This is a genomic window from Pseudoalteromonas sp. APC 3691 (assembly GCF_030408135.1).
GTDB lineage: Bacteria > Pseudomonadota > Gammaproteobacteria > Enterobacterales > Alteromonadaceae > Pseudoalteromonas.
Genome location: NZ_JASDCB010000027.1, coordinates 1 through 21,411 on the forward strand (window position 1 = coordinate 1; position 21,411 = coordinate 21,411).

The following is a 21,411-nucleotide window of genomic DNA, read 5'->3' on the forward strand; positions in this document are numbered from 1 at the left end:
TTATACGATGGCAGAAAGCCTCATTCTAGAACCTCGAAGGGAGCGAAGTTTTCCTCGCTCAGTCAAGCCAAGACCGCAGCGGTACGCTAGAAATAAAAAAGCCGTTCACCTTAAGTGAACGGCATTAAATGATTACCGGGCCTTTTTTTAATAAATCTGCAAGCTCAATGTTTTCGCCGTTATGGTTGGCTAAGCTAAAGCTTTCTACTTTTTGACCAATTTGCAATGCATTGTCTCTAATATGCTGTGCAATTAGCTCTTCACTTGTAGTGTTCATTAGTGCCAAAACGTCAGCCGGTAATTTGGCATCTTTTTGTACGTTATAGGCATCTATTTGCGCTTTTAAACTCATGATTGAACCTCAATAATTAGACTATTTGCAATTATAGTGTTTTAGATATTTAAATAAACATTGCAATACTGAAAGCTTCATTCGAAAATATTAAACATTGAAAAGTGCACAATGGCATCTTTATGTATAATTTAAGCGACCTAGAAACATTTATAGCTGTAGTTGAAAATAAGGGCGTGCTTGCTGCTGCCCGCGAGCAGCGTTTATCGCCTGCAACGGTGAGCCATCGCTTAAGTAAACTAGAGCGTGAGCTTGCTACAGTACTTGTTTTTAGAGATAGCAGGCGAGTACGCTTATCTCCCGCAGGTGAAATATTTTATACGCGTGTGGGGGCTATAATAGAAGCTCTACACGATGCTGAACATAGTATTGGCGCGCGTAGCTCATCGGTGAGTGGTTTACTACGCGTGACCATGCCGCCTTGGGTTTTTTCAAAATACGTAATGCCTAAACTCAATGAGTTTGAGCAAGCTTACCCTGAACTAAAGCTTGATTTTTTAATAACGGATCATTTTGTAAATGTGGTTGATGACGCCCAAGATGTTGCAATTAGGGTGGGAAAATTAAATGACTCAGGATTACTTTCTCGTAAAATCGTAAACAATAGTCGCATACTGTGTGCAGCCCCTAGCTACATAGAAAAGTACGGCATGCCTGAAAATTTAACGCAATTGAGTGAGCATTATTGGGTTTGCCTGCCGTGGCAACGCCAGTTAAAGCTTTTTGACGAACACAAAAAAATACATACCTTTAATGCTAAAACTCGTTTTACTATTTCAAACTCCGATAATATGACACAAGCTGCTATTGCAGGTCATGGTATCGCTATTAAGTCAAAAATAGCGATTAATGAAGATCTTAAAAACGGTATTTTGGTTGAAGTTATGCCAGGGGTAATGGCACAAGATGATGCACCGGTTTGGTTTTTACGTCCGCAAAATAGTTTAACAACCCGCAAAACCGATGTATTTTATGATTTTATGAAATCATTATTTTTGAGCTGCGAATAAGCGTTTAAATGAGCGTTTTACTCCAGTTAAAAACAAATAACCAGTAAGCTCTGCAAGCAAGGCAACAATTATGGCTGCAACAATGGCGGCTATAATAGAGTCTTTTTTCAAAATGATTTGACCTTCAAAGCGTTGCCATACTTGTTGCTTTATATCGCTCATGCCACTGATCATAGTAAATATATACGGAGATTTCTCAAACCTATTTACGGCTATCTGTAAATCTTGCTGTCGCTCGTAAAGAGTACTGATATTACTTGCCCCTTTGTTCACAATTTCATCACCAATATTTTGATAGTGTTTTATTAGCTTATTTAAATCATTATTGAAATACTTAGCTGCATCGCTTTTAAAAGGCGCAACGGCATTATTAGCTTCAATTAATTGGGCTGATAGTGCTTGGCCAAAATCACTTACAAATGCAGGAATTTGCACTCCAAGTAGTAAACCGAATGCAAAGAAACTAAGTCGTATATAATCTAAAAGTTTACTCATTTATCTTCCTATGCATTTAAATAACCCAGAATTAACATTTGAGCTTGTTTTTATGTCAAAAACTCGTAATCTATTGGGGCGTGTTAACCTTTGTGGATTGAACCCAAAGGGCAGCGCATGTTTGGCATTTATGCTGCAAATTCAACCACGAAAGGCCAACACGCCCTAATAATAAAAATAACAACAGGTGGATGTTAAGGATGACGAAAAAAGTAAAGTTCACGTCAACATTTGTTGATATTTCTAAACAGCTCAAACGTTTTGTATCGCGCATTGTTCAACCCGACGATGTAGAAGATATTGTGCAAGAAACTTTTGTAAAAAGCTATGAAGCTGATTTAAAACAAGACATCCAGTTTACCCGCAGTTATATGCTAAAAACAGCAAAACATCTAGCACTCAACCATATAGCTAAGTGGGACAATAAATTTAATGATTCGTTAGAAAACGATAACGAATTGCCCGTATTACTCAAATCAATGAAGCTCGAAGACGAATACACATCTAAAGAGCGTTTTTTACTCTTTTGTAGAGCTACTGAGCAACTAAGCTCATCGATTCGTAAATGCTTTATATTAAAAAAAGTTTACGGTATGAGCCAAAAAGAGATAGCAGACCAAATGCAGTTAAGCCAAAGCACTGTTGAAAAACACATTGCCAAAGGATTGTTACAAACCATGTTATACATGCGTGAACATGAGCAAAGCCCTCAAACGAACCCTAAAGCTCAGGCACATCCTATATCAGTTAAGAGGGTCGCAGAATGAGTAATGTTCATCAATTTAATTCAAAAGATTTAATCTTAGAAAAGTCATGTGATTGGATAAGCGCGATTGATCGTGGTTTAACTGATGATGAAAAAGAGCAATTTAAATTATGGATGATGCAAAGCACTGCACATCAAGACTCTATATACGAGCTTGCTCAGCTTTGGGATGAGCTTTCAGTATTAAACGAATTAAGTCATTTATTTCCTCAGCGCAACAATACTAAAACATCAAAAAACAAGTGGATGTTTTCTTACTCAATTGCAGCGAGTTTGTTTGCAGCGTTAATGGTATGCAGCTACTTATTAATTAACTTAGAAAATAGCTACAACCAAGAGCTTGCAAAAGTTAATTACACTAAAATTTACAAAACAAAAGTAGGCGAGCAAGCAACGTATGTGCTGCCAGACGGCACCATAATGCAGCTTAATACTAATAGCTTACTAGAAGTTGCTTATAGCAAAGGTCGCAGACAGTTATTACTTAGTCGTGGGGAAGGGCGCTTTAATGTAGCAAAAGATGCCACGCGTCCGTTTAGTGTTATGGCTGGTGATAAAAGTTTTACCGCGTTAGGCACGGTATTTAATGTACAACGCAATACATCATCAGATTTAGAACTGGTGGTTACTGAAGGCAAAGTGATGATCACCGATCCAAGTGTAGCGGTTGATGCAAATGACTTTAAAGATTATCAACTTGCAGATAATAGCACGAAAAAAATTCGTCAAATTAATGCCAATATTGTTACCTCAGGCGAAAAAGCAGTTATTGAGCAAAGTGTTACAAAGCCAATTACGCAGCTTTCAATGAACGACGTACAACGCGATTTGGCATGGCAAAACGGGATGCTTATTTTTAATGGAGAAGAGCTAAGCGATGCTTTAAATGAAGTAAGCCGCTATACAGCCACACGTTTTGAGCTTTCATCAGCTGAGCTTGCCAGTATTAAAGTGGCTGGAGTATTCAAAGCCGGTGACGTTGAAGGTTTACTAGAAAGTTTACAAACTAACTTTTCGATTGATCATGAGCGTTTAGGTGAGCATGTAGTAACGCTAAAACACCATACAGAATCATAAGTAGACGTTATGCAAATCAAACTAATGTTAGGTAAAGTTGCATCAATAGAGATTGAACGTAAAAAAAACATTAAAAAAAAGAAACAAAACCATAGAGGATTTTTGTTTGTCAGCTGTTTATATAAGTTGCGCAGTAACCAAACGCATTTATTGAGTGGATTTAGTGTGCTTGCACCGGCTATTTTTAGTTTAAGTGTACAAGCAGCAACTCAAACCACTGGGCAAATGGTGCAATTTGATATAAAAGCGCAGCGAGCAGACAAAGCCTTAATTGAATATGCTAGACAAACAGAGCAAACCGTGGTGTTTTCTTATGAGTTGGCAAAGCAGTATGACGCAAATTCAGTTTATGGATTTTACACTCAGCTAGATGCTCTAGAGGCATTATTAGGTGGGACTGAGCTCGATGCGGTTGTTGATCAAAATGGTTTACTGAGTATAAAACTCAAACAAATCAACAGGAATGATAACAACATGATGAAGCTTTCAGCGGTCAGTGCAGCAGTATTACCAGCTTTACTTGCAGTAAATTCGCAAGGTGTAAACGCAGCAGAAGAAGTCGCTCAAGAAAAAATTGAAAAAATCGCTATTGTCGGTAGCCGTGTAGCAGGACGTTCAGTTGAAGATTTACCCGTTCCAGTAGATATCCTAAGTGCAGAAGCGCTTGAAAATACGGGCCAAACAGAAGTTGGTCGTATGCTACAGTCTATCGCCCCTTCATTTAACTTTTCAAGCTCTGCAATTAGTGATGGTACTGATGCTTTAAGACCTGCGACACTTCGCGGTTTGGGCCCCGATCAAACATTGGTGTTAATTAACGGCAAACGTCGTCACCAAGCAAGTATCATTCATATTAATGGCTCTGTTGGGCGTGGTACCGCAGGTACTGACATGAATGCAATTCCAGCTTCTGCAATTAAACGCATTGAAGTATTACGTGATGGCGCTGCTGCTCAGTATGGTTCTGATGCAATTGCTGGTGTTATTAATATTGTACTTAAAGATGGTAGCGAAGGTGGCAAAGCGGCTATTAACTACGGTCAATATTCTGAAGGCGATGGCGAAACCATTAACCTTGATTTTAATAAAGGCTTTGCGCTAGGTGATGACGGTTATTTAAATACAACTATCAATTACCGTGACCGTGCACCGACTAACCGTGCCGGTTTACATGGCTCTTGTCAGTTTTATGGTTGTACAGAACTAAGTGACGGCACTTTACTTGCTGGCGACCCGCGTGAACTGACAGCCGATCGTGATACTTTTAGAATCGGTGATGCTGATTCTCAGCAGTTTGGTTTAACAATTAATACCGGTTACGAGTTAGGTGATGGCGAGCTTTACGGCTTTATTACTTACTCAACACGTGAAAACGAGTCGGCTGCATTTTTCCGTCATAATGCAAATGCAGGTGGTAACCCAGTACTGCAAGATAACGATGCGACAATTCCGCTAGGTTTCTTACCAAAAATTAATACAACTATCGACGATATCTCATACAACTTTGGTTATAAAACTGAGTTTGATAACGATGCAAGTCTTGATTTGTCTTACACCTACGGTGAAAACAGCATTGATTACACGACAAGTGACACTATCAATGCCTCATACGCTAACTTTTTACGTTATGACCAAGGTTTAAGTGCTGCTGATATTCGTACAACTATCCCACGTGAAGCGTACGCTTACGGCATGGAATTATCACTGCAAACAATCAATATTGATTTTACGCAAAACTTTGATGATTATTCGTTAGCGATGGGTGCTGAAATTCGTACTGACGAATACCGTATCTTAGAAGGTAGTGAATATGCATACCGCGATTACGATACGACCAACGGTGTAAGTATTTATAACGGCTTAAGTGGTGGTGTTGGCTCTGAAGATGCATCAGGTGGTTCACAAGGTTTTGGTGGTTCGTCTCCTGCGTCATCAGTTGATGAATCGCGTGATGTAATCTCATTTTATGTAGATGCAGAAGCTTATGTGATTGAAGATGTAATTTTATCGGGTGCACTTCGCTACGATAACTACAAAGGCTTTGGTGATACAGTAAACTTTAAGCTTGCTGGTAACTGGTCTGTAACCGACGATATTTCACTACGTGGTGCATTAAGCTCAGGTTTTAGAGCACCTTCAATGCAACAGCTTTACTTTAATAATGTAAGTACGCAATTTGTTGTTGATACTAATGGTAACCTAGTTGCAGAAGAGGTTGGTACATTTAGAAATGATTCAACACTTGCGCAAAGCTTAGGTATTCCAAAGCTTAAAGAAGAAAAATCACAAAACCGTAGTTTAGGTATTGTGTATAACGTTACAGATAATATTAATGTAACCGTTGATTACTATTCAATTGATATTGACGACCGTATTGTAATTAGTGACCGCTTAGGTAAAGGTTTATCTACAAGCCTTGATGCTGCATTAAATAGTGCGGGGGCTGGCGTAGGGCAGTTTTTCTTAAATGGTGCTGATACTGAAACTCGTGGTGTTGATTTTGTAGCAACGTGGAACACTGAAGGTTTAGGCGGTACGCTTGATTTTACACTTGCAGCTAACTTCACTAAAACAGATGTTGTATCGTTATTTTCTCCTGCTGGCTCAAGCCTTGAGACAGTAAGTGTAGACGATATATTTTCAGCGGAAGATATCTCTATTATAGAAGAGTGGCAACCTGAGGATCGCATTAACTTAAGTGCACTTTATCAACGTGATGATTGGACAGTTAACCTGTCACTTAATCGCTTTGGTGAGTACACAGTAGAAGATGGCGGACGTCAAACGTATGGCGCAGAAATTTTAACTGACGTTAAAGTTAACTACTTCGTTACTGAAGATTTGTCGGTAAACATTGGTGCAAATAACTTGTTTGACGTTTACCCAGATAAAAACGAAATAGGTAACTCTCGCTCAGGTACTATTGTGGATGCTAGTGGCAACACAGTAATAAGTAGCTCAGGTGTGTTTGACTACTCACGTCGCTCGGCTCCATTTGGATTTAACGGTGCTTACTACTACGTAGGTGCAGAATACCGTTTTTAATTAATAACCTCCCTTTCGTTATTTAACTCAAAGGGCCGTAAGGCCCTTTTTTTGGTTTTATACCAACCTGCATAAATCTTTGATCAATTTAACGAATTAAATTGCACTATAACGTCGTTAAAAGTTTTTTATTTAGAACAACTAGATATAAAAACTTTTGCCTAGTTCTAGCGTAATTTTCTTAACGTTAAATAGACCCCATATATAAGCAGATTGGTATTAGCTTGGGCTGATTTTATTGATGATCATCAAGCCCATTCAAAATGAATTTCTTAAACAATATACTTTAAATACGATGTGAAGCGAGGCGTTGTATTAGAGGCAATAAAAAACCCAGCTCGAGGCTGGGTTCTAGTTGTGAGCTATGTAAGCTTAATGCTTTTGCATACGGCTCATTTCTGCATGGCAGCTTTGCATTGTTAATAATGTTTTAGCCAGTGCAGCTTCGCAGTCAGCTGGTTGCGGTTTATTCATTGCTGCTTTAATTTCTTCAAGGGTTTTATCTTCTACTTCTTCAAGCTCTTTTACATACGTGCTGTCGTTGTGTGAGGTGAAAGTAGTCAATAGGGCTGTGTACGCACGTCGTGCTTCAACTGCGAAAGATGAGCCATCTTCGCGTTCGCCTTTTTCATTAATTGCATATGGCTGCAAGCGCTCAACACTCACTTTTCGGGCATCTATCATACGCTGAAAAAGTGCACCAATAGCAGGGTCTTCAACTTTTTCCTGTGCTTTTTGATAAAAATCGATGCCGCTGTTCATAACTTGAATGATGTCAGTAATATGATTTACTTCTGATCCTTGATGGGTGTTCATAATGACCTCTTTAATTAAATGAATGTATAGTTCAATTTAATAAAAGCAATGTATGTTCCACGTTTCAATGGTTATGTAGTTATTTGATTTTATTGGTTTAATTTCATCTCAGTAGGGTGCTAAGTTAACAGGCAAAAAATTAACCTAGCAATTTTTACATTATATTGTGTAATAAAGTTATTTTAGCTCTTCAGCTACTTCAGCTACTTTTTGACGTAACCAAATGTGACTCGCATCGCGATGTAACAGTGGGCTCCAAATCATATCAAGCTCAAAAGGAGGAATTGGAAATGGTGGCTCTAAAATTTTAAGCCCCGGATCATCTAAATATATATTTGCGGCTTTTGAAGGAAGGGTCGCAATTAAATTTTTCTCTTTAGCTAAATGAATTGCTACATGGTAGTTACGCGTAAAAGTGGCAATATTACGATGCTTACCAAAGTGAGCAAGTGCTTCGTCAACCCAGCCAAGTTTTTGCACATCTTTAGGGTCCATGCCCACACCTACACCAAAACCTGTTTTACTCACCCATATATGGCGTGCTTTTAAATAGCTGTCGAGGCTAAAGTTTTCAATTATAGGGTTATCGGCTTTTACTAAGCAGCAAAAACTATCTTTCCAAATACGTTTATGATGAAAAGACTGTGGTAAGTTTTCAAAACGGTTGATTGCCATATCTACTTTACCGTTTTCTACATCATGAAAGGTGACATCACTTGGTGTGAGTATATCTAAAGTAGTATCGGGGGCTTCTTCGTGCAATTTACTTAAAAGCTTTGGTGCTAATGTACTTGCAGCGTAATCACTGGCCATTATTCTAAACACACGCTTACTTTGGCTTGCCTCAAATTCTCGATTAGGAGCTAGAGTTTCTTCAAGGGTCATTAATATGCCACGAATAACGGGTTGTAACTCCAAAGCACGCTCGGTAGGCACCATACCATCGCTGGTACGAACTAAAATAGGGTCGTTAAATAAGTTACGAAGACGTTTAAGGCCATTACTCATTGCAGGTTGCGTTATACTCAATTGATTAGCAGCGCGTGTTACGTTGCATTCTCGAAGCAATGTATCGAGGTAAACGAGTAAATTTAAATCTATTTTACTTATATTCATTGTGTGTGTCCTTTAGCGCTTACCAGTGGTGAATAAAGCGCTGTGCTGTCGGGTATGGGTAAATATGACTTACCTGACCATTTTTTATATTTTGTTGTGCCTGCTTCCAAAAGCTAACATCTATAAGCTCAGGATGAGTGCTGAGTAAAAACTTTTTATACATAGGGTTTGGCATTACAAATGTACAAAGTTGCTCAGGAAATACGTCCTGTGGTGCAACAGAGTAACTTTGTTCATCCATTAGATAGTCGTCATAGCTCTTTGCTTTTGGTAATGCTCTAAAGTTCATATCGGTTAGATATTGAACTTCATCGTAATCGTAAAAAATAATACGTTTGTGCTTACTTACACCAAAGTTTTTTAAGAGCATATCACCAGGGAATATATTAACAGCAATCATTTCTTTTAGGGCTTGCCCATATTCTTCAATCGCGTCGGCGACACTTTCTTCATCAGCATTTTCTAAAAACAAGTTAAGAGGTGTCATGCGCCGTTCAATATACAAATGCTTGATGATCAACCAATCGCCCTCAATTATCATTGATGAGCCAATTGTTTTATGTAATTGCGCAAGTAAATTACTATCAAAACGCGCTAAAGGAAATACGACGTTAGAATACTCTATGGTATCGGCCATTCTGCCAACGCGATCATGGTTTTTTACCAGTTGATAACGCTTTAATACGGTATCACGGCCAAATGGTTTACTCTCACCAAATTTGTCTTTTATTACTTTAAAAACATAGCCAAATGAGGGGAGGGTAAATACCATCATCACCATACCGGGAGTCCCCGGTGCAATTGTAAACTTATCACTAGAGTGAGATAAATGATTTAAAAACTCTCGGTAAAACTCAGTTTTCCCCTGTTTATGAAAACCCACTGCATTATAGAGCTCAGCAAGTGTTTTGTTTGGCATAAGTTGATTTAAAAACCGAACAAGTGCTGAAGGTGCGTGAGTCTCTACCATAAAATAAGCGCGGGCAAAGCCAAAAATAACACGCATTTGAGATGACTTAGTTAAAAGTGCATCTAAATATAATCCGTTATCTTCATCGTGTAATACAGCGATTATAAAGGGCTGAACCCCACTTTTTGAAACAACACGACCAACAATATAGGCTGCTTTATTACGATAAAAAGGCGTGTGTAAAATATCAAAGCGCATTTGCCAAGGTTGATGATGTGTATCGGGGGCTTGTTTATAAAAAGCTTTAACAAGGAGGCGAATATCACGCTCTAAATTTACAAATGGGGCTTTAAAATCAAAATGACTAATAATGCGTTTTATTGTTGGTTTTAGGCCATCAACTACAGGAAAGTAGGTTCTATATTCGGCCTCAACAGGTACTGAAGGAGCATCTTTTAAGGTTGCCTCTACAAATATAAAGTCATTATGAAAATAGCGCCTATGGTACTGCCGGCAAAATACAGAGTTATAAAAAGTTTCTGCGAGCTCTGCTTGGGGATGAAAACATAAAAAATGCTGATATATCTTTTTAACTTCAAGCCATAGGCTTTCATCGAGTTGTTCGGTTGGGGTTTCTTTTTTTAGCGCTTGCGTAGTTTCGTTAACACGATCATCATAATAGCTGATACGCAAACGGCTGATATCATTAATTGCTTGCCAATCTTTTTTTGCAAAGGCAAGAGGGGCTTTGGCTGTTGTTTTTTGAAATAACTGATAGTGCCTTTTAAAACCCGTTAAAATTAATTCAGCAATATGGCGAGGTTGCATTTGCACTCCTTAAAAGTCCCTAGAGTTTATACTCTATTGTGTTAAGGGTATGTTATTTTAAGTTTAAAACCAAGATAAATGTTACTTACTAACTAAGAGTAACTTATTGGAATTGAGCTATCTTTTTTTCGAGAATTTTAATTTGTTTAGTCACAGCCGATACGTTTTTCTTATATGTTTTATTAATTATTTTTAGTTTTTTAGTAATGTCTTTAGTAATACGCTTTTTATCATCAATGGCTAAGATATGATTTAATCGCTCTTGTTGTTTGTATTCAGCACGCTCTTTATTACGATCAAGTATTGTTAGTTTATGGTTATTACTGCGAAGCTCTGCCTGTAAGCCAGATAGAAGCCTTTCACGCTCAAGTTCGTTTAATTGTTTAGTATAGTCAACCTTAGGACCAGAATACTGATTACCCGTTGTGTTAACTTTATAAGTCGTTGCTTCGTCGTCACAAGGCAGTTGAGAAAAGACAGTGCCTTTTTCTGTTACACATTTGTAGTAAGTGGTATCGCTAAAGCTAAAAAAACTGATAAGTAAAAAGCTAGAATGGAGAATATAACGAGAAGTTTTAAACATACATGTCATCCTTGGTTTTTATATCTAACAACAATATAAAACTATAACCTAGCTTGGTGGTATATCAAGCTAGGTTAGGATAACTGTTATTGGGTAAAGGTTTTGAGCTTTTTAATACTCTGTACTAAAAATGGTATATCTAAACCTTGTTCAATAGAAAAACCTTCAGCGGCGGAAATGTTTTTAAAGTTACCATCTGAATCTATTAAGGTAATCCTATCTTTTTTATAGGCTATAACAACACCCTGAGAGTAGTTCACGCCCATATCGTCTTTTTTCTTGTATAGATTAACGCCTAGCATTGTTTGTTTGGCAATAGCTTTGCAATTTAAATATTGCCCAACGCTTGTTGCAATTAAGTCGCTAGGTTGAATTAGCCCATCTACTTTAGAAATACGTTTGTCAGAGCTGTATAACGTTGAGGTTGCTACTACTTCTTGCTTGTTATTGGCAAGACTAAAAGCAAAAACTTGTGTTTCATCATCTCGAATAGTAGGGGTATCACTCGCTTTAATTACTCGAATAGCACTAGAGCTATGTGCTTGATCATTAATAAAGCTTAGTTCTTCAATGCCAGTTACTTCAATGCTACGGCGCTGACTTTGCCAAACGGGGAGTGTCTGCTCGGTTAAAATTTCTGCTTTATAAAAAGCGGGTAAACCATACACTAAGCTAAATAGCGTATCGTCATGATTTGTTGGCTGTAAAAACTGCTCTGTTTTGTGCAAGTTTTTATTCTCGGCAACAAACTTTTCAAGTTGTTGTTGAGTTTCAAATACAAATATATCTACATTGGCTTGTGTGTAGTCCTCGCATTTTTCAAGCGGGCTTGGCATTTGATAACTAATATTTTGGTTATTAATTTTTACGTTGTGTGCTTGCTCGTAGCTTTCTATATCTAGCAGATCATTTTTAGCTAACAAGCTTTTAGCAGTAGTAGGGTATGAAAGTGGCAAAACATTATCTTGTTTTGTTACGTCAAAGTTTAAATTGGCGTCAGCCCAAATATGAATACTGTGGCTAAGCGAAAAACACACGATTAAGAAAGAAATTGCGTAACGTGCAAATTTATATTGCTTTAAACGCTCAAGGTGGTGCCATGTGTAATTACTAACAAGTAGCTGAAAGCCTAAAATAACAACAACAATACCACTGGCTAAAATGGTTGTTAAAGCAGGAGAGCTTGTTAAACGATGCCACAACAATGAAATTATTTCAGGTAAGGCAGATATACTTAGGTGATAACCTAAATTAACATACACATAAGCATCAAGAGTAAGCAATGATGCGCCTACAGTGGCTATAACAGCGGCCATGCCACGAATGTGTCGTGGGTATGGGAATATTAAACTAAGCGGAAATACCGTCAGCACAAACGCTAAAAAGGCTATAAAACTAGTGTGGCTTAGCCAAGTAACTAGCATATAAGTAATGCCTAAAAAGCTTGTAGGTGGCGAGTCTGCAAATAAATAGCTTAAGCTAATAAGTAGGGCTAAGCCGATATTGGCAAAGGTAAACCAATGCCCCCAACTTAGCAGCTGACTTGCTTTTGATGAAAATTGATTGTGCTGCGATAAATTCATAAATTTTATTTAACCGACTGCGCGAGCGCTTTTGCAAAGTTCTCGGTTACAGCTTGTCTTTTCCCTGTTGGTACATGCTCTTTTAAGATATGCGTGATAGAATTTCCTAAACACATAAGACTTAAATCAACCGGCGCATTGTGTTTAGTTAGCACATCAATAAGCTGATCGACGATTTGTTCTACTTCTTCATTAGAGTATTTTGATAAGATTGGCATTAGTTGGTTCAATAAAATAGTTATATTCTCGTATTTTAACACTAGAGGCGTGAAAAACAAAGATGACAACAGACGTTAAAAAATTAGTCGTTCACTATGTAGACAAAAAAGACGACGATACGCAAATTCACCTTCGAAATGATGAGATGGTAATTAACGATAAAGTAGCCGTTTTTATCGAACAATTACATCATGCATACAATGGTAAACCTGGTAAAGGTTATTGTGCTTTCAGTGGTGACAAAAACAGTGTTGTAGCATCTGCAATGCAAAGTTACCGTAACGATGAGTTAGGCTTTTGGCATATGACCGAGCAAGCCTCAACGGTTTTAAAAGAAGAGCTTGATAAGTATGCATTTAGTGAAACAGGCTATTTAGTATTTTGTCATTACCAGTACGTTGCAACTGATTACATGCTAATTGCGATGATTAACATCAAAGAGCATTATTCTATGACCTCAGAGCTTGATTTAGCCGCTTCTCGTCATTTAGACATATCACGCATGCAACTTGCTGCTCGTATCGATTTAACAGCGTGGGATACACAAGCTGACGACAACCGTTATATTTCATTTATCAAAGGGCGAGCTGGACGTAAAGTTGCTGACTTTTTCTTAGACTTTTTAGGTTGTGAAGAGGGTATTGATTCAAAACAGCAAAGCCAAGTAATGCTTAGCGCAGTAGAGGATTATTTATCTGAGCAACAATTTGATAAATCAGAAAAAGACGATTTACGTAAACAAGTCTTTGACTACTGTAATGACTGTGTGACAACTGGTGAAGATGCAAGCGTAAGCGAGCTATCTGCAACGCTTACAAAAGGCGATGACAGCCCGTTTGATAGTTTTTGTAAAGAACAAAGCTATGACTTAGAAGAAACTTTCCCTGTTGATAAGAAAACCGTAACCAGCATGGTTAAGTTCTCAGGTCTTGGTGGTGGTGTGAGTGTAAGCTTTGAACGTAAACACTTAGGTGAGCGCGTAACTTACAACGAGGCAACGGACACGCTTGTAATTAAAGGTATTCCACCAAACTTAAAAGATCAGTTACAACGTTTTATGGAAAGTGAAAGCGAGTAAATTTCACAAGTAAAAAGCTGATTTAAGAGCGCGGTATTTATATCGCGCTTTTTTGTATCGGTATATAAATTCGTTGCATCGGAAAAAAAACCTTAAAGGTTTATTTCACATAGAGAAGTGAAAGAGGAGTAAATAAGAAACACAAGCTAATCTTATTCACGGTGTTAAATTTCGGCTGAAGTCGTGAAGCTTGCTTACACGAGAAGCACCGCTTCTGTTTATTTAAAAACCACTAAAAGATCTATTTCACAAAGAGAAGTGAAAGAGAAGTAAATGAGAAAACACAAGTCGTGCTTTATTAACAAGACTTAGCCTTTTTACTACCTCTAAAAGCGCAGCGTCTCTTTACCTCTTTGTGAATAAATCGCTTATTGTGGACGTGAAGAAACTTTAATAATTATTCAAATCATATAAACAAAAAAGCCCCGCTATTTATTAAATAGCGGGGCTTTTAAATGAATGTTAGTTATTGATCAACACTCATTGTTTTAGTCATTGCAGAACTTGCACGACCAGCAGGTTTGATTGAACCTGCACGTAAACCACTGTCTGGAACTAGTTCACGTTTATCGTGAGCCATTGCTACAGACGTATGTTTCACTTCGCTATCAGCTACAGGAGTAGGTTGTGCCATTGGCGCACTTGCTGACCCTTGAGTAACCGCTGTTTTAACATGCGGTGCTGATTTTTCAGTTTTCACTTTTGCTTCAACTTTAGCAGGCTCTTTAGTTACTACTGATGTTTCAGCTTTAGCAGACTTTTCAGTTGCTACTGGCGTTTCAACTTTAGCTGGCTCTTCAGTTGCTACTGGCGTTTCAACTTTAGCTGGCTCTTCAGTTGCTACTGGCGTTTCAACTTTAGCTGGCTCTTCAGTTGCTACTGGCGTTTCAACTTTAGCAGGCTCTTCAGTTGCTGCTGGTGTTTCAACTTTAGCTGGCTCTTCAGTGGCTACTGGTGTTTCAGCTTTAGCTGGCTCTTCAGTTGCTACTGGTGTTTCAACTTTAGCAGGCTCTTCAGTTGCTACTGGTGTTTCAACTTTAACTGGCTCTTCAGTGGCTACTGGCGTTTCAGCTTTAGCCGGTTCTTTAGCTTTTACTGGCTCTTCTACAGCTTCAACTTTTGCTAAGTCTTCAACCGCAACGGCTTGTTCAACTTGTTGCGACGCATCTACCGGTGTTTCTTCTGATTTCGCTTTAAGTTCTGCTTCGTATTCTGCAGCAGCTTGATCAGCAACTGGAATAAATGCAGGGGCTTCATCAGATTTAACTTCTGCTTCACCTTCAGGGCGACGACGACGTTGGCCAGATGCACGAAGATGACGAGGAGAACGACGTGAACGTGTACGTGTTTGCTCTTGTTCGTCTTCAGTAGTTGCTGTTTCATCGTTAGAATCAACAACATCAACTTTCTCTTCTTTAATGTGAGCTGTTTTTTCTGCCGGAGTTTGCTTTTGCTTTTCTACAGCAGGAGCTTGCTCTTGAACTTGTGGAGTTTCAGTTACAGCCGTTTGCTCAGGTACTTGCTCTGTTGAGTTAGCTTGCTCAGCTTTTTCATCTTGCAGACGTACTTTTTTACGTATGTTACGACGTTGACGGCGAACTTTAGGCTTCTGCTCTTTAGGCTCTGTAGCTTGTGCTGGCTTAGAATCAGTTTCTACTTCCACCTTTGCAGGGGTTTCAGTTTTAACTTGATCTTTTTCTTGGTTTTTATGCTCTGGGCGCTTACGAGAGTTAGGATTACGACGGCGCTTGTTGCGGTTCTCGCTTCTCTCTTGAGTCTCGGTGCTTGCTGCTGAGTCAGTTTTAGCTTCCTCTTCAGCGGCTGGACGCTCATTGCGCGGCTTGTTAGTGCGTGGGTTATTATTACGACGACGTTGATTGTTATTACGACGACGGTTATCGTTACCACGACGCGCATTATTGCGCGTTTCTTGCTGCTCTTTTTCTACAGCTTCTTTTCTCTCTTCTTCAGATTCACTTGCAAATAACGACTTAAACCAATTACCAATAGCAGCTAGTAAGCCACCTTCAGTTTTAGTTTGTACAACAGCCGCTGGTGCTACTGCTTTAGCTGGAGCTGATTGTGGAGCTGGAGTAGAAGGCATTACCACGCCTTTTAACATTGGCTCTTCACGTACTGGAGTACTTGGTGATTTTGACATCTCAAATACTTCAGGCTCTGGTGCAACAACTTGTCCGTAGCTTACTGTTTCAAGTGTTTCGTCTTTACGTAAACGCATAACTTCGTAATGTGGTGTTTCCATATGTTGATTTGGAATAATCACTACGTCACATTTGTGATGCTTTTCAATGCGGTGAACACTACGACGTTGCTCATTTAACAAATAAGCGGCAACGGCAACAGGCACTTGTGCATTTACTTGTGCTGTGTTGTCTTTAATTGCTTCTTCTTCAATTAAACGAAGAATAGAAAGCGCAATTGATTCGTTTGAACGAATAGTACCTTGGCCACTACAACGTGGACATGGACCTTGGCTTGCTTCACCTAATGAAGGACGCAAACGCTGACGCGACATTTCAAGTAAACCAAAGCGTGAAATTTTACCAATTTGAACACGAGCACGATCTGGGCGAGCAGCATCTTTTAAACGATTTTCTACTTCACGCTGATGGCGTGGAGGCGTCATATCGATAAAGTCGATTACAATTAAACCGCCTAAGTCACGCAGACGTAATTGACGTGCAATCTCATCGGCCGCTTCTAAGTTAGTATTAAGTGCAGTCTCTTCAATATCGCCGCCTTTAGTTGCTTTAGACGAGTTGATATCGATAGATGTAAGTGCTTCAGTTGGGTCAATTACAATTGAACCACCAGAAGGAAGACGTACTTCACGCTGGAACGCAGACTCAATTTGGCTTTCAATTTGGTAATGCGTGAATAAAGGAGTGTCGCCTTGATAAAGCTTAACACGGCTCATAAAGTCAGGACGAAAACGCTCAATGTGCGCTTTAGCTTCTTCAAAAACACGTGGTTTATCAATTAAAATTTCGCCAATATCACGACGTAAATAATCGCGTATTGCACGGAAAATCACGTTGCTTTCTTGGTGAATTAAAAACGGTGCTTTAGCACTGTCAGCTGCTTGTTTAATTGCATCCCAATGTACTAATAATGCTTTTAAATCGTAGTTAAGTTCTTCAAATGACTTACCAACACCCGCTGTACGAACAATTAAGCCCATACCTTTAGGAAGTTCTAAACGACCTAATGCTTCTTTAAGTTCAGTACGCTCATCACCTTCAATACGACGAGAAATACCGCCAGCACGAGGATTGTTAGGCATAAGAACTAAATAGCTACCAGCAACACTGATAAAAGTAGTTAACGCTGCGCCTTTTTGGCCGCGTTCTTCTTTATCAACTTGTACTATTACTTCTTGACCTTCTTTTATTACGTCGCGGATGTTTGGGCGACCATGAAAAGTGTAACCTGCAGGGAAGTAAGTACGTGCAATTTCTTTTAAAGGAAGGAAACCATGACGGTCAGCACCGTAATCAACAAATGCTGCTTCAAGAGATGGTTCAATGCGAGTGATTTTGCCTTTATAAATATTGGCTTTTTTCTGTTCGTGACCTGGGCTTTCGATATCTAAATCATAAAGGCGCTGGCCATCAACCAGTGCTACGCGCATTTCTTCTTGCTGCGTTGCATTGATTAGCATACGTTTCATATTGTTACTCTACTTATTTATGTCGCTGACATGACGATGTTTTTCTCGCCTGTTCAGTTGTCCCTATTTTTAGAATGTGCAGCCTCACGACTGGGTCTTTAACGGAACGGCTCTGTTTCCCGTATGCAGTATTTTAAATGCTGGCAAACAATAGCGATTATTATCGCTATTAAATTCTTAATGGTGCTAAAACTGTCGGCTTTTCAGCTACGTTTACAAGTTTTACCCAGAAGTCGGCCTGTCATATTAATCTTACTAAATATCATTCATATTAGGCGCGTAGGGCTCATTAAGTTGGTGAGCAATACATACTGATGTATCGCTAATATCCGTTTTAAGAGCAAAAATCGCTGCCGATGTTAATGAACGCTTATTTATTAGATTTTTTTAGTTCTAAATAAGCTGCTATACGGTACTACAATAATTGAGCTAGTGCTGAACGACGTTTTTTACGTCGTCACTATCAGACAAATTATCTGTTCATTGCTTTTTCTAGCACGTTAAAAATCGCTTCATGTTCAAACTTAACCAGCAATATATTACGCGCATTGCCGTTAATTGATCGCACGTGTTAACTGAGGAGGCATAAAAGCTTTGGAAAACTTAACTCGGATCTGTATGATCGGCTACCCAGAATGTGCATCACGAATGTTTTAATGTGTTAAAAAGCACCGTTGTTATTTGCAAATACTAAATATTTGCGCTGCTGATTATCCCACTATTATTACAGTGTTAGCAACTAAATTATTTTACTTAAATTAGTGATTAGGCAATGTCAGAAAAAAACGACTTACAAGTAACTTATGTCACGATCAACGAAGACCATTTAGGTCAGCGTATTGATAACTTTCTTATTACCCATTTAAAAGGGGTGCCTAAAAGCGCTATTTATAAACTTTTGCGCAAAGGTGAGGTACGCGTTAATAAAAAGCGTATTAAGCCTGTATATAAACTACAGCTTGACGATGTACTGCGTATTGCACCTATCAGAGTTGCTGAGCGTGAAGAGTTTGTACCATCAAAGTTAGACAAAGTAACTCGCCTAGAAGACGATATTTTATTTGAAGATAAATACCTTATCGTCATAAATAAACCTTCAGGTATGGCTGTTCATGGTGGCAGTGGTTTAAGTTATGGTTTAATTGAAGCACTACGCGCACTTCGCCCAGAAGAGCGCAGCCTTGAGCTAGTTCATAGGCTTGACCGTGATACATCGGGTTGTTTACTTATAGCGAAGCGCCGTTCGGTGTTAACGGCATTGCATGAACAACTTCGTGAAAAAACAATGGAAAAAAATTACTGGGCACTTGTAGAAGGGCAGTGGGACTCTAAAACTAAAAACGTAACCGAAGGGCTACGTAAAAATACACTTAAGTCGGGCGAGCGTGTAGTACGTGTAGATAACACTGAGGGAAAACCTTCACATACTCGTTTTAAAGTACTTGAACGTTTTAACGATTGCTCACTTGTACAAGCATCGCCTGTTACAGGGCGCACGCACCAAATTCGTGTACATACGCAATGTAAAGGTCACCCAATAGCATGCGATGATAAATACGGCGATCAGGGTTTTGATGAATCTATGCGTAAAGTTGGGTTAAACCGATTATTTTTACACGCACACGATTTAACTTTTTATCATCCTAAAAACGAAACAACGATGCGAGTAGAAGCACCGCTAGATAAAACGCTTAAAAATACACTACTAAAACTACGAGATGCGAAACTGTGATAAAAGTAGCCCCAATAAAAAAATATAAGCTCGTCATTTTTGATTGGGACGGCACTGTTATGGATTCAGTAACTAAAATAGTTAACTGTATTCGTAGTAGCGCCGAGTCACTTAATTTAGTGTCGCCAAGTAATTTAGCAATTAAAAATATTATTGGTATGTCGCTTGAAAAAGCAATTGACGTTTTATTTCCTGATAATGTAGTGCAGCATCAAGCGCTAATTAAAGGATATAAACACCAATATAGTGTTGATACCACGCCAACTCCTGTATTTGCTGATGTTGTCGGCGTTTTAAATGCATTAAAAGAGCAGGGCATTGTTTTAGCGGTTGCAACAGGTAAAGGTAGAGGTGGGTTAGAGCGTTTGCTTGATCAAAGCCAACTTAGACATTTCTTTAGTGCAACACGTACAAGCGACGACGCACTGTCTAAGCCCTCTCCAAATATGCTGTATCAATTGCTTGAAGAACTTGGCATAAGCGCTCAAGACGCTGTAATGATTGGCGACACTCAAATAGACATGACCATGGCAAAAGCTGCTGGCATGGATAGAATCGGCGTAACAATGGGTGTACATAACGCACAGCAGCTAAATAAGCTTAGCCCTGTTGCAACAGTAGATAACTATCTGCAGCTGCAACAGGTTTTGCTTGGCTAATTTATTTAACTAAAACTTGTTTTGAGCAGTAAGTATATCAATACCAAACTCAGTCAGTAGCTGGCTGAGTTTAATTAATGGTAATCCAATTAAGCTATTAGGGTCGTCTCCGCTTAGTTTTTCAAATAAACAGATGCCTAACCCTTCACTTTTAAAGCTGCCAGCACAGTTATAAGGCTGCTCAGCATCGCAATAAGCACTAATTTGTGCATCACTGAGTGTTTTAAATGTCACATTAAAAGGTTCTACGCAGGTTTTTTTTGTTCCAGTTACAATATCGTAAACACAAAGCCCAGTTAAAAATGTTACAGTATTACCGCTAAATAAATTTAGTTGTTTTAGAGCATTTTGTTTATTGTGCGGTTTACCTAAAATTTGATTGTTAAACACAGCGACTTGGTCTGATCCAATTGCTAACCCTTTTTTAAAGTGTTTATTAGCTGCTGAGGCTTTTAACTCACTTAAACGCTTAACCAGTTCAGTAGGTGTTTCGCATTCAAGTGCTGATTCGTCAACGTCGGGTGAAAACGTATCAAAGGGTAAATTAAATTTTTGTAATAAAGACTGCCTAAAAGGCGAGCTTGACGCTAAAATGAGTGGAAGCTTCATGGACTGTTTTCCTACGATAATTCAGATTGAGTTAGGATAAATCAGATCCGAGAGTAAAACACGTTAAAAACCAAGTAAAAATGGTTTTTTACTTTGACTAACAAACTAACTATCTATATGATGCAGCCCCTATGCAAAAGGTGAAAATTCCCATCACTCTTCATCCAGGCAAAGCAGCGCAGCACCGTTTAAAGTATGACGGAATTGTACCGCTTGAAAAACTTACTCGTTTAGAGAAAGTTGTGCAGGAAGAAGTAGGTGAAATAGCGGTAAAAATACATTGCAAAAACGATGATCAAGGTTTCGCTGTGATTAGAGGCAATTTGTCCACACATGTTACTGTCATTTGTCAACGTTGTAATGGTGATTTAGGGTTGGATTTGGTTCAAGACTTTGCATATTCACCAGTAGGTGAAGATACAGAGTTAGATATTTTTCCTGAAGACTACGACGAAGTAGCACTTGATGAAAATGGTGAAGTTAACGTTTTTGATTTAATTGAAGACGAACTAATTTTAGCAATTCCATTAGTGGCTACCCACAACGAAGCTTCATGCAGTTATTCAGCAAAGCCTGCCAGCTTTGGTGTATTAAAGGCGGAAGATGATAAACCTAATCCATTTGATATTTTGAAACAACTTAAGAAAGATTCTTAGGAGAAGACTATGGCTGTACAAAAAAGCAAAAAGTCTCGTGCAAGACGCGGCATGCGCCGTTCACACGATGCGATCAGTGGTCCAACTTTAACTGTAGATCAAACATCTGGTGAGACTCATCGTCGCCACCATGTGACTGCAGATGGTTACTACAAAGGCGTTCAAGTAATTTCTAAATAAGAGATT

The 21,411-nt window shown here is 38.8% G+C and carries 18 protein-coding genes and 1 pseudogene; 9 read left to right on the forward strand and 10 right to left on the reverse strand.

The window, feature by feature from the left end; translation table 11 throughout:
- Positions 1-127: 127 nt before the first annotated feature.
- Positions 128-352: pseudogene (locus QL998_RS10355) on the reverse strand (AhpC/TSA family protein); the annotation flags it as partial.
- A 122-nt stretch (positions 353-474) separates the two neighbouring features.
- Between QL998_RS10355 and QL998_RS10360 the strand changes: the two are divergent.
- Positions 475-1,362, forward strand: coding sequence for a LysR family transcriptional regulator (locus QL998_RS10360; protein ID WP_002961497.1), 888 nt, complete (start codon positions 475-477; stop codon positions 1,360-1,362).
- Here the strand turns inward: QL998_RS10360 and QL998_RS10365 are convergent.
- Positions 1,342-1,857 (reverse strand): DUF2937 family protein, encoded by a 516-nt coding sequence (locus QL998_RS10365; RefSeq protein WP_197098348.1) that lies wholly within the window; start codon positions 1,855-1,857, stop codon positions 1,342-1,344. The two genes, QL998_RS10360 and QL998_RS10365, sit on opposite strands and share 21 nt — an antisense overlap.
- Before the next feature lie 200 nt (positions 1,858-2,057).
- Between QL998_RS10365 and QL998_RS10370 the strand changes: the two genes are divergently transcribed.
- From QL998_RS10370 to QL998_RS10380, 3 genes are read left to right on the forward strand one after another with little or no spacing between them, the layout of a single operon-like run.
- Entirely contained in the window at positions 2,058-2,624 is a 567-nt protein-coding gene (locus tag QL998_RS10370) for an RNA polymerase sigma factor (protein ID WP_002961494.1), read from the forward strand.
- Positions 2,621-3,700: a FecR domain-containing protein gene (locus tag QL998_RS10375; protein ID WP_290192628.1), complete on the forward strand. Its 1,080-nt coding sequence runs from the start codon at positions 2,621-2,623 to the stop codon at positions 3,698-3,700. Before QL998_RS10370 ends, QL998_RS10375 begins: the two co-directional genes overlap by 4 nt.
- 9 nt (positions 3,701-3,709) lie before the next feature.
- Entirely contained in the window at positions 3,710-6,745 is a 3,036-nt protein-coding gene (locus tag QL998_RS10380; protein ID WP_290192629.1) for a TonB-dependent receptor, read from the forward strand.
- 372 nt (positions 6,746-7,117) lie between these two features.
- Here the strand turns inward: QL998_RS10380 and QL998_RS10385 are convergent, their stop codons facing one another.
- The 6 genes from QL998_RS10385 to QL998_RS10410 all read right to left on the reverse strand — a co-directional run bounded on the left by QL998_RS10385 (position 7,118) and on the right by QL998_RS10410 (position 12,799).
- Entirely contained in the window at positions 7,118-7,561 is a 444-nt protein-coding gene (locus QL998_RS10385; RefSeq protein ID WP_182194347.1) for a PA2169 family four-helix-bundle protein, read from the reverse strand.
- A 177-nt stretch (positions 7,562-7,738) separates the two neighbouring features.
- A complete protein-coding gene (locus QL998_RS10390) occupies positions 7,739-8,677 on the reverse strand; it encodes a LysR family transcriptional regulator (RefSeq protein ID WP_002961484.1) in 939 nt (312 codons plus the stop codon).
- Between the two features lie 19 nt (positions 8,678-8,696).
- A complete protein-coding gene (gene aceK, locus QL998_RS10395; RefSeq protein WP_290192630.1) occupies positions 8,697-10,415 on the reverse strand; it encodes a bifunctional isocitrate dehydrogenase kinase/phosphatase in 1,719 nt (572 codons plus the stop codon).
- 103 nt (positions 10,416-10,518) lie between these two features.
- Positions 10,519-10,998, reverse strand: coding sequence for a DUF4124 domain-containing protein (locus QL998_RS10400; protein WP_024596961.1), 480 nt, complete (start codon positions 10,996-10,998; stop codon positions 10,519-10,521).
- A gap of 86 nt (positions 10,999-11,084) precedes the next feature.
- Positions 11,085-12,581: a DUF3413 domain-containing protein gene (locus QL998_RS10405; RefSeq protein ID WP_290192631.1), complete on the reverse strand. Its 1,497-nt coding sequence runs from the start codon at positions 12,579-12,581 to the stop codon at positions 11,085-11,087.
- 5 nt (positions 12,582-12,586) lie between these two features.
- On the reverse strand, positions 12,587-12,799 hold the full coding sequence (locus QL998_RS10410; protein WP_002961475.1) for a DUF1414 domain-containing protein: 213 nt from the start codon (positions 12,797-12,799) through the stop codon (positions 12,587-12,589).
- 62 nt (positions 12,800-12,861) lie between these two features.
- Between QL998_RS10410 and yejK the strand changes: the two genes are divergently transcribed.
- A complete protein-coding gene (yejK, locus tag QL998_RS10415; RefSeq protein ID WP_002961473.1) occupies positions 12,862-13,878 on the forward strand; it encodes a nucleoid-associated protein YejK in 1,017 nt (338 codons plus the stop codon).
- Between the two features lie 466 nt (positions 13,879-14,344).
- On the opposite strand, the gene rne is transcribed toward yejK, so the two are convergent.
- Positions 14,345-17,569, reverse strand: a complete 3,225-nt coding sequence (gene rne, locus QL998_RS10420) for a ribonuclease E (protein WP_290192632.1) — start codon at positions 17,567-17,569, stop codon at positions 14,345-14,347.
- 772 nt (positions 17,570-18,341) lie between these two features.
- On the opposite strand from rne, the gene rluC reads away from it, so the two are divergent.
- Complete coding sequence (rluC, locus tag QL998_RS10425; protein WP_290192633.1) at positions 18,342-19,301, forward strand: 23S rRNA pseudouridine(955/2504/2580) synthase RluC; 960 nt, start codon at positions 18,342-18,344, stop codon at positions 19,299-19,301.
- Entirely contained in the window at positions 19,298-19,960 is a 663-nt protein-coding gene (locus QL998_RS10430; protein ID WP_290192634.1) for an HAD-IA family hydrolase, read from the forward strand. The genes rluC and QL998_RS10430 overlap by 4 nt, the downstream gene beginning before the upstream one ends.
- Positions 19,961-19,969: 9 nt before the next feature.
- On the opposite strand, the gene QL998_RS10435 is transcribed toward QL998_RS10430, so the two are convergent.
- Positions 19,970-20,569 (reverse strand): Maf family protein, encoded by a 600-nt coding sequence (locus tag QL998_RS10435; protein ID WP_290192635.1) that lies wholly within the window; start codon positions 20,567-20,569, stop codon positions 19,970-19,972.
- A 131-nt stretch (positions 20,570-20,700) separates the two neighbouring features.
- Between QL998_RS10435 and yceD the strand changes: the two genes are divergently transcribed.
- Complete coding sequence (yceD, locus tag QL998_RS10440; protein WP_007375269.1) at positions 20,701-21,225, forward strand: 23S rRNA accumulation protein YceD; 525 nt, start codon at positions 20,701-20,703, stop codon at positions 21,223-21,225.
- 9 nt (positions 21,226-21,234) lie between these two features.
- On the forward strand, positions 21,235-21,405 hold the full coding sequence (rpmF, locus tag QL998_RS10445) for a 50S ribosomal protein L32 (protein ID WP_002962381.1): 171 nt from the start codon (positions 21,235-21,237) through the stop codon (positions 21,403-21,405).
- Positions 21,406-21,411: the final 6 nt, after the last annotated feature.

Coding starts and splice junctions, on each gene's coding strand:
- QL998_RS10360 (WP_002961497.1), top strand. CDS start 475: ATGTATAATTTAAGCGACCTAGAAACATTTATAGCTGTAGTTGAAAAT.
- QL998_RS10365 (WP_197098348.1), bottom strand. CDS start 1,857: ATGAGTAAACTTTTAGATTATATACGACTTAGTTTCTTTGCATTCGGT.
- QL998_RS10370 (WP_002961494.1), top strand. CDS start 2,058: ATGACGAAAAAAGTAAAGTTCACGTCAACATTTGTTGATATTTCTAAA.
- QL998_RS10375 (WP_290192628.1), top strand. CDS start 2,621: ATGAGTAATGTTCATCAATTTAATTCAAAAGATTTAATCTTAGAAAAG.
- QL998_RS10380 (WP_290192629.1), top strand. CDS start 3,710: ATGCAAATCAAACTAATGTTAGGTAAAGTTGCATCAATAGAGATTGAA.
- QL998_RS10385 (WP_182194347.1), bottom strand. CDS start 7,561: ATGAACACCCATCAAGGATCAGAAGTAAATCATATTACTGACATCATT.
- QL998_RS10390 (WP_002961484.1), bottom strand. CDS start 8,677: ATGAATATAAGTAAAATAGATTTAAATTTACTCGTTTACCTCGATACA.
- aceK (WP_290192630.1), bottom strand. CDS start 10,415: ATGCAACCTCGCCATATTGCTGAATTAATTTTAACGGGTTTTAAAAGG.
- QL998_RS10400 (WP_024596961.1), bottom strand. CDS start 10,998: ATGTTTAAAACTTCTCGTTATATTCTCCATTCTAGCTTTTTACTTATC.
- QL998_RS10405 (WP_290192631.1), bottom strand. CDS start 12,581: ATGAATTTATCGCAGCACAATCAATTTTCATCAAAAGCAAGTCAGCTG.
- QL998_RS10410 (WP_002961475.1), bottom strand. CDS start 12,799: ATGCCAATCTTATCAAAATACTCTAATGAAGAAGTAGAACAAATCGTC.
- yejK (WP_002961473.1), top strand. CDS start 12,862: ATGACAACAGACGTTAAAAAATTAGTCGTTCACTATGTAGACAAAAAA.
- rne (WP_290192632.1), bottom strand. CDS start 17,569: ATGAAACGTATGCTAATCAATGCAACGCAGCAAGAAGAAATGCGCGTA.
- rluC (WP_290192633.1), top strand. CDS start 18,342: ATGTCAGAAAAAAACGACTTACAAGTAACTTATGTCACGATCAACGAA.
- QL998_RS10435 (WP_290192635.1), bottom strand. CDS start 20,569: ATGAAGCTTCCACTCATTTTAGCGTCAAGCTCGCCTTTTAGGCAGTCT.
- yceD (WP_007375269.1), top strand. CDS start 20,701: ATGCAAAAGGTGAAAATTCCCATCACTCTTCATCCAGGCAAAGCAGCG.
- rpmF (WP_002962381.1), top strand. CDS start 21,235: ATGGCTGTACAAAAAAGCAAAAAGTCTCGTGCAAGACGCGGCATGCGC.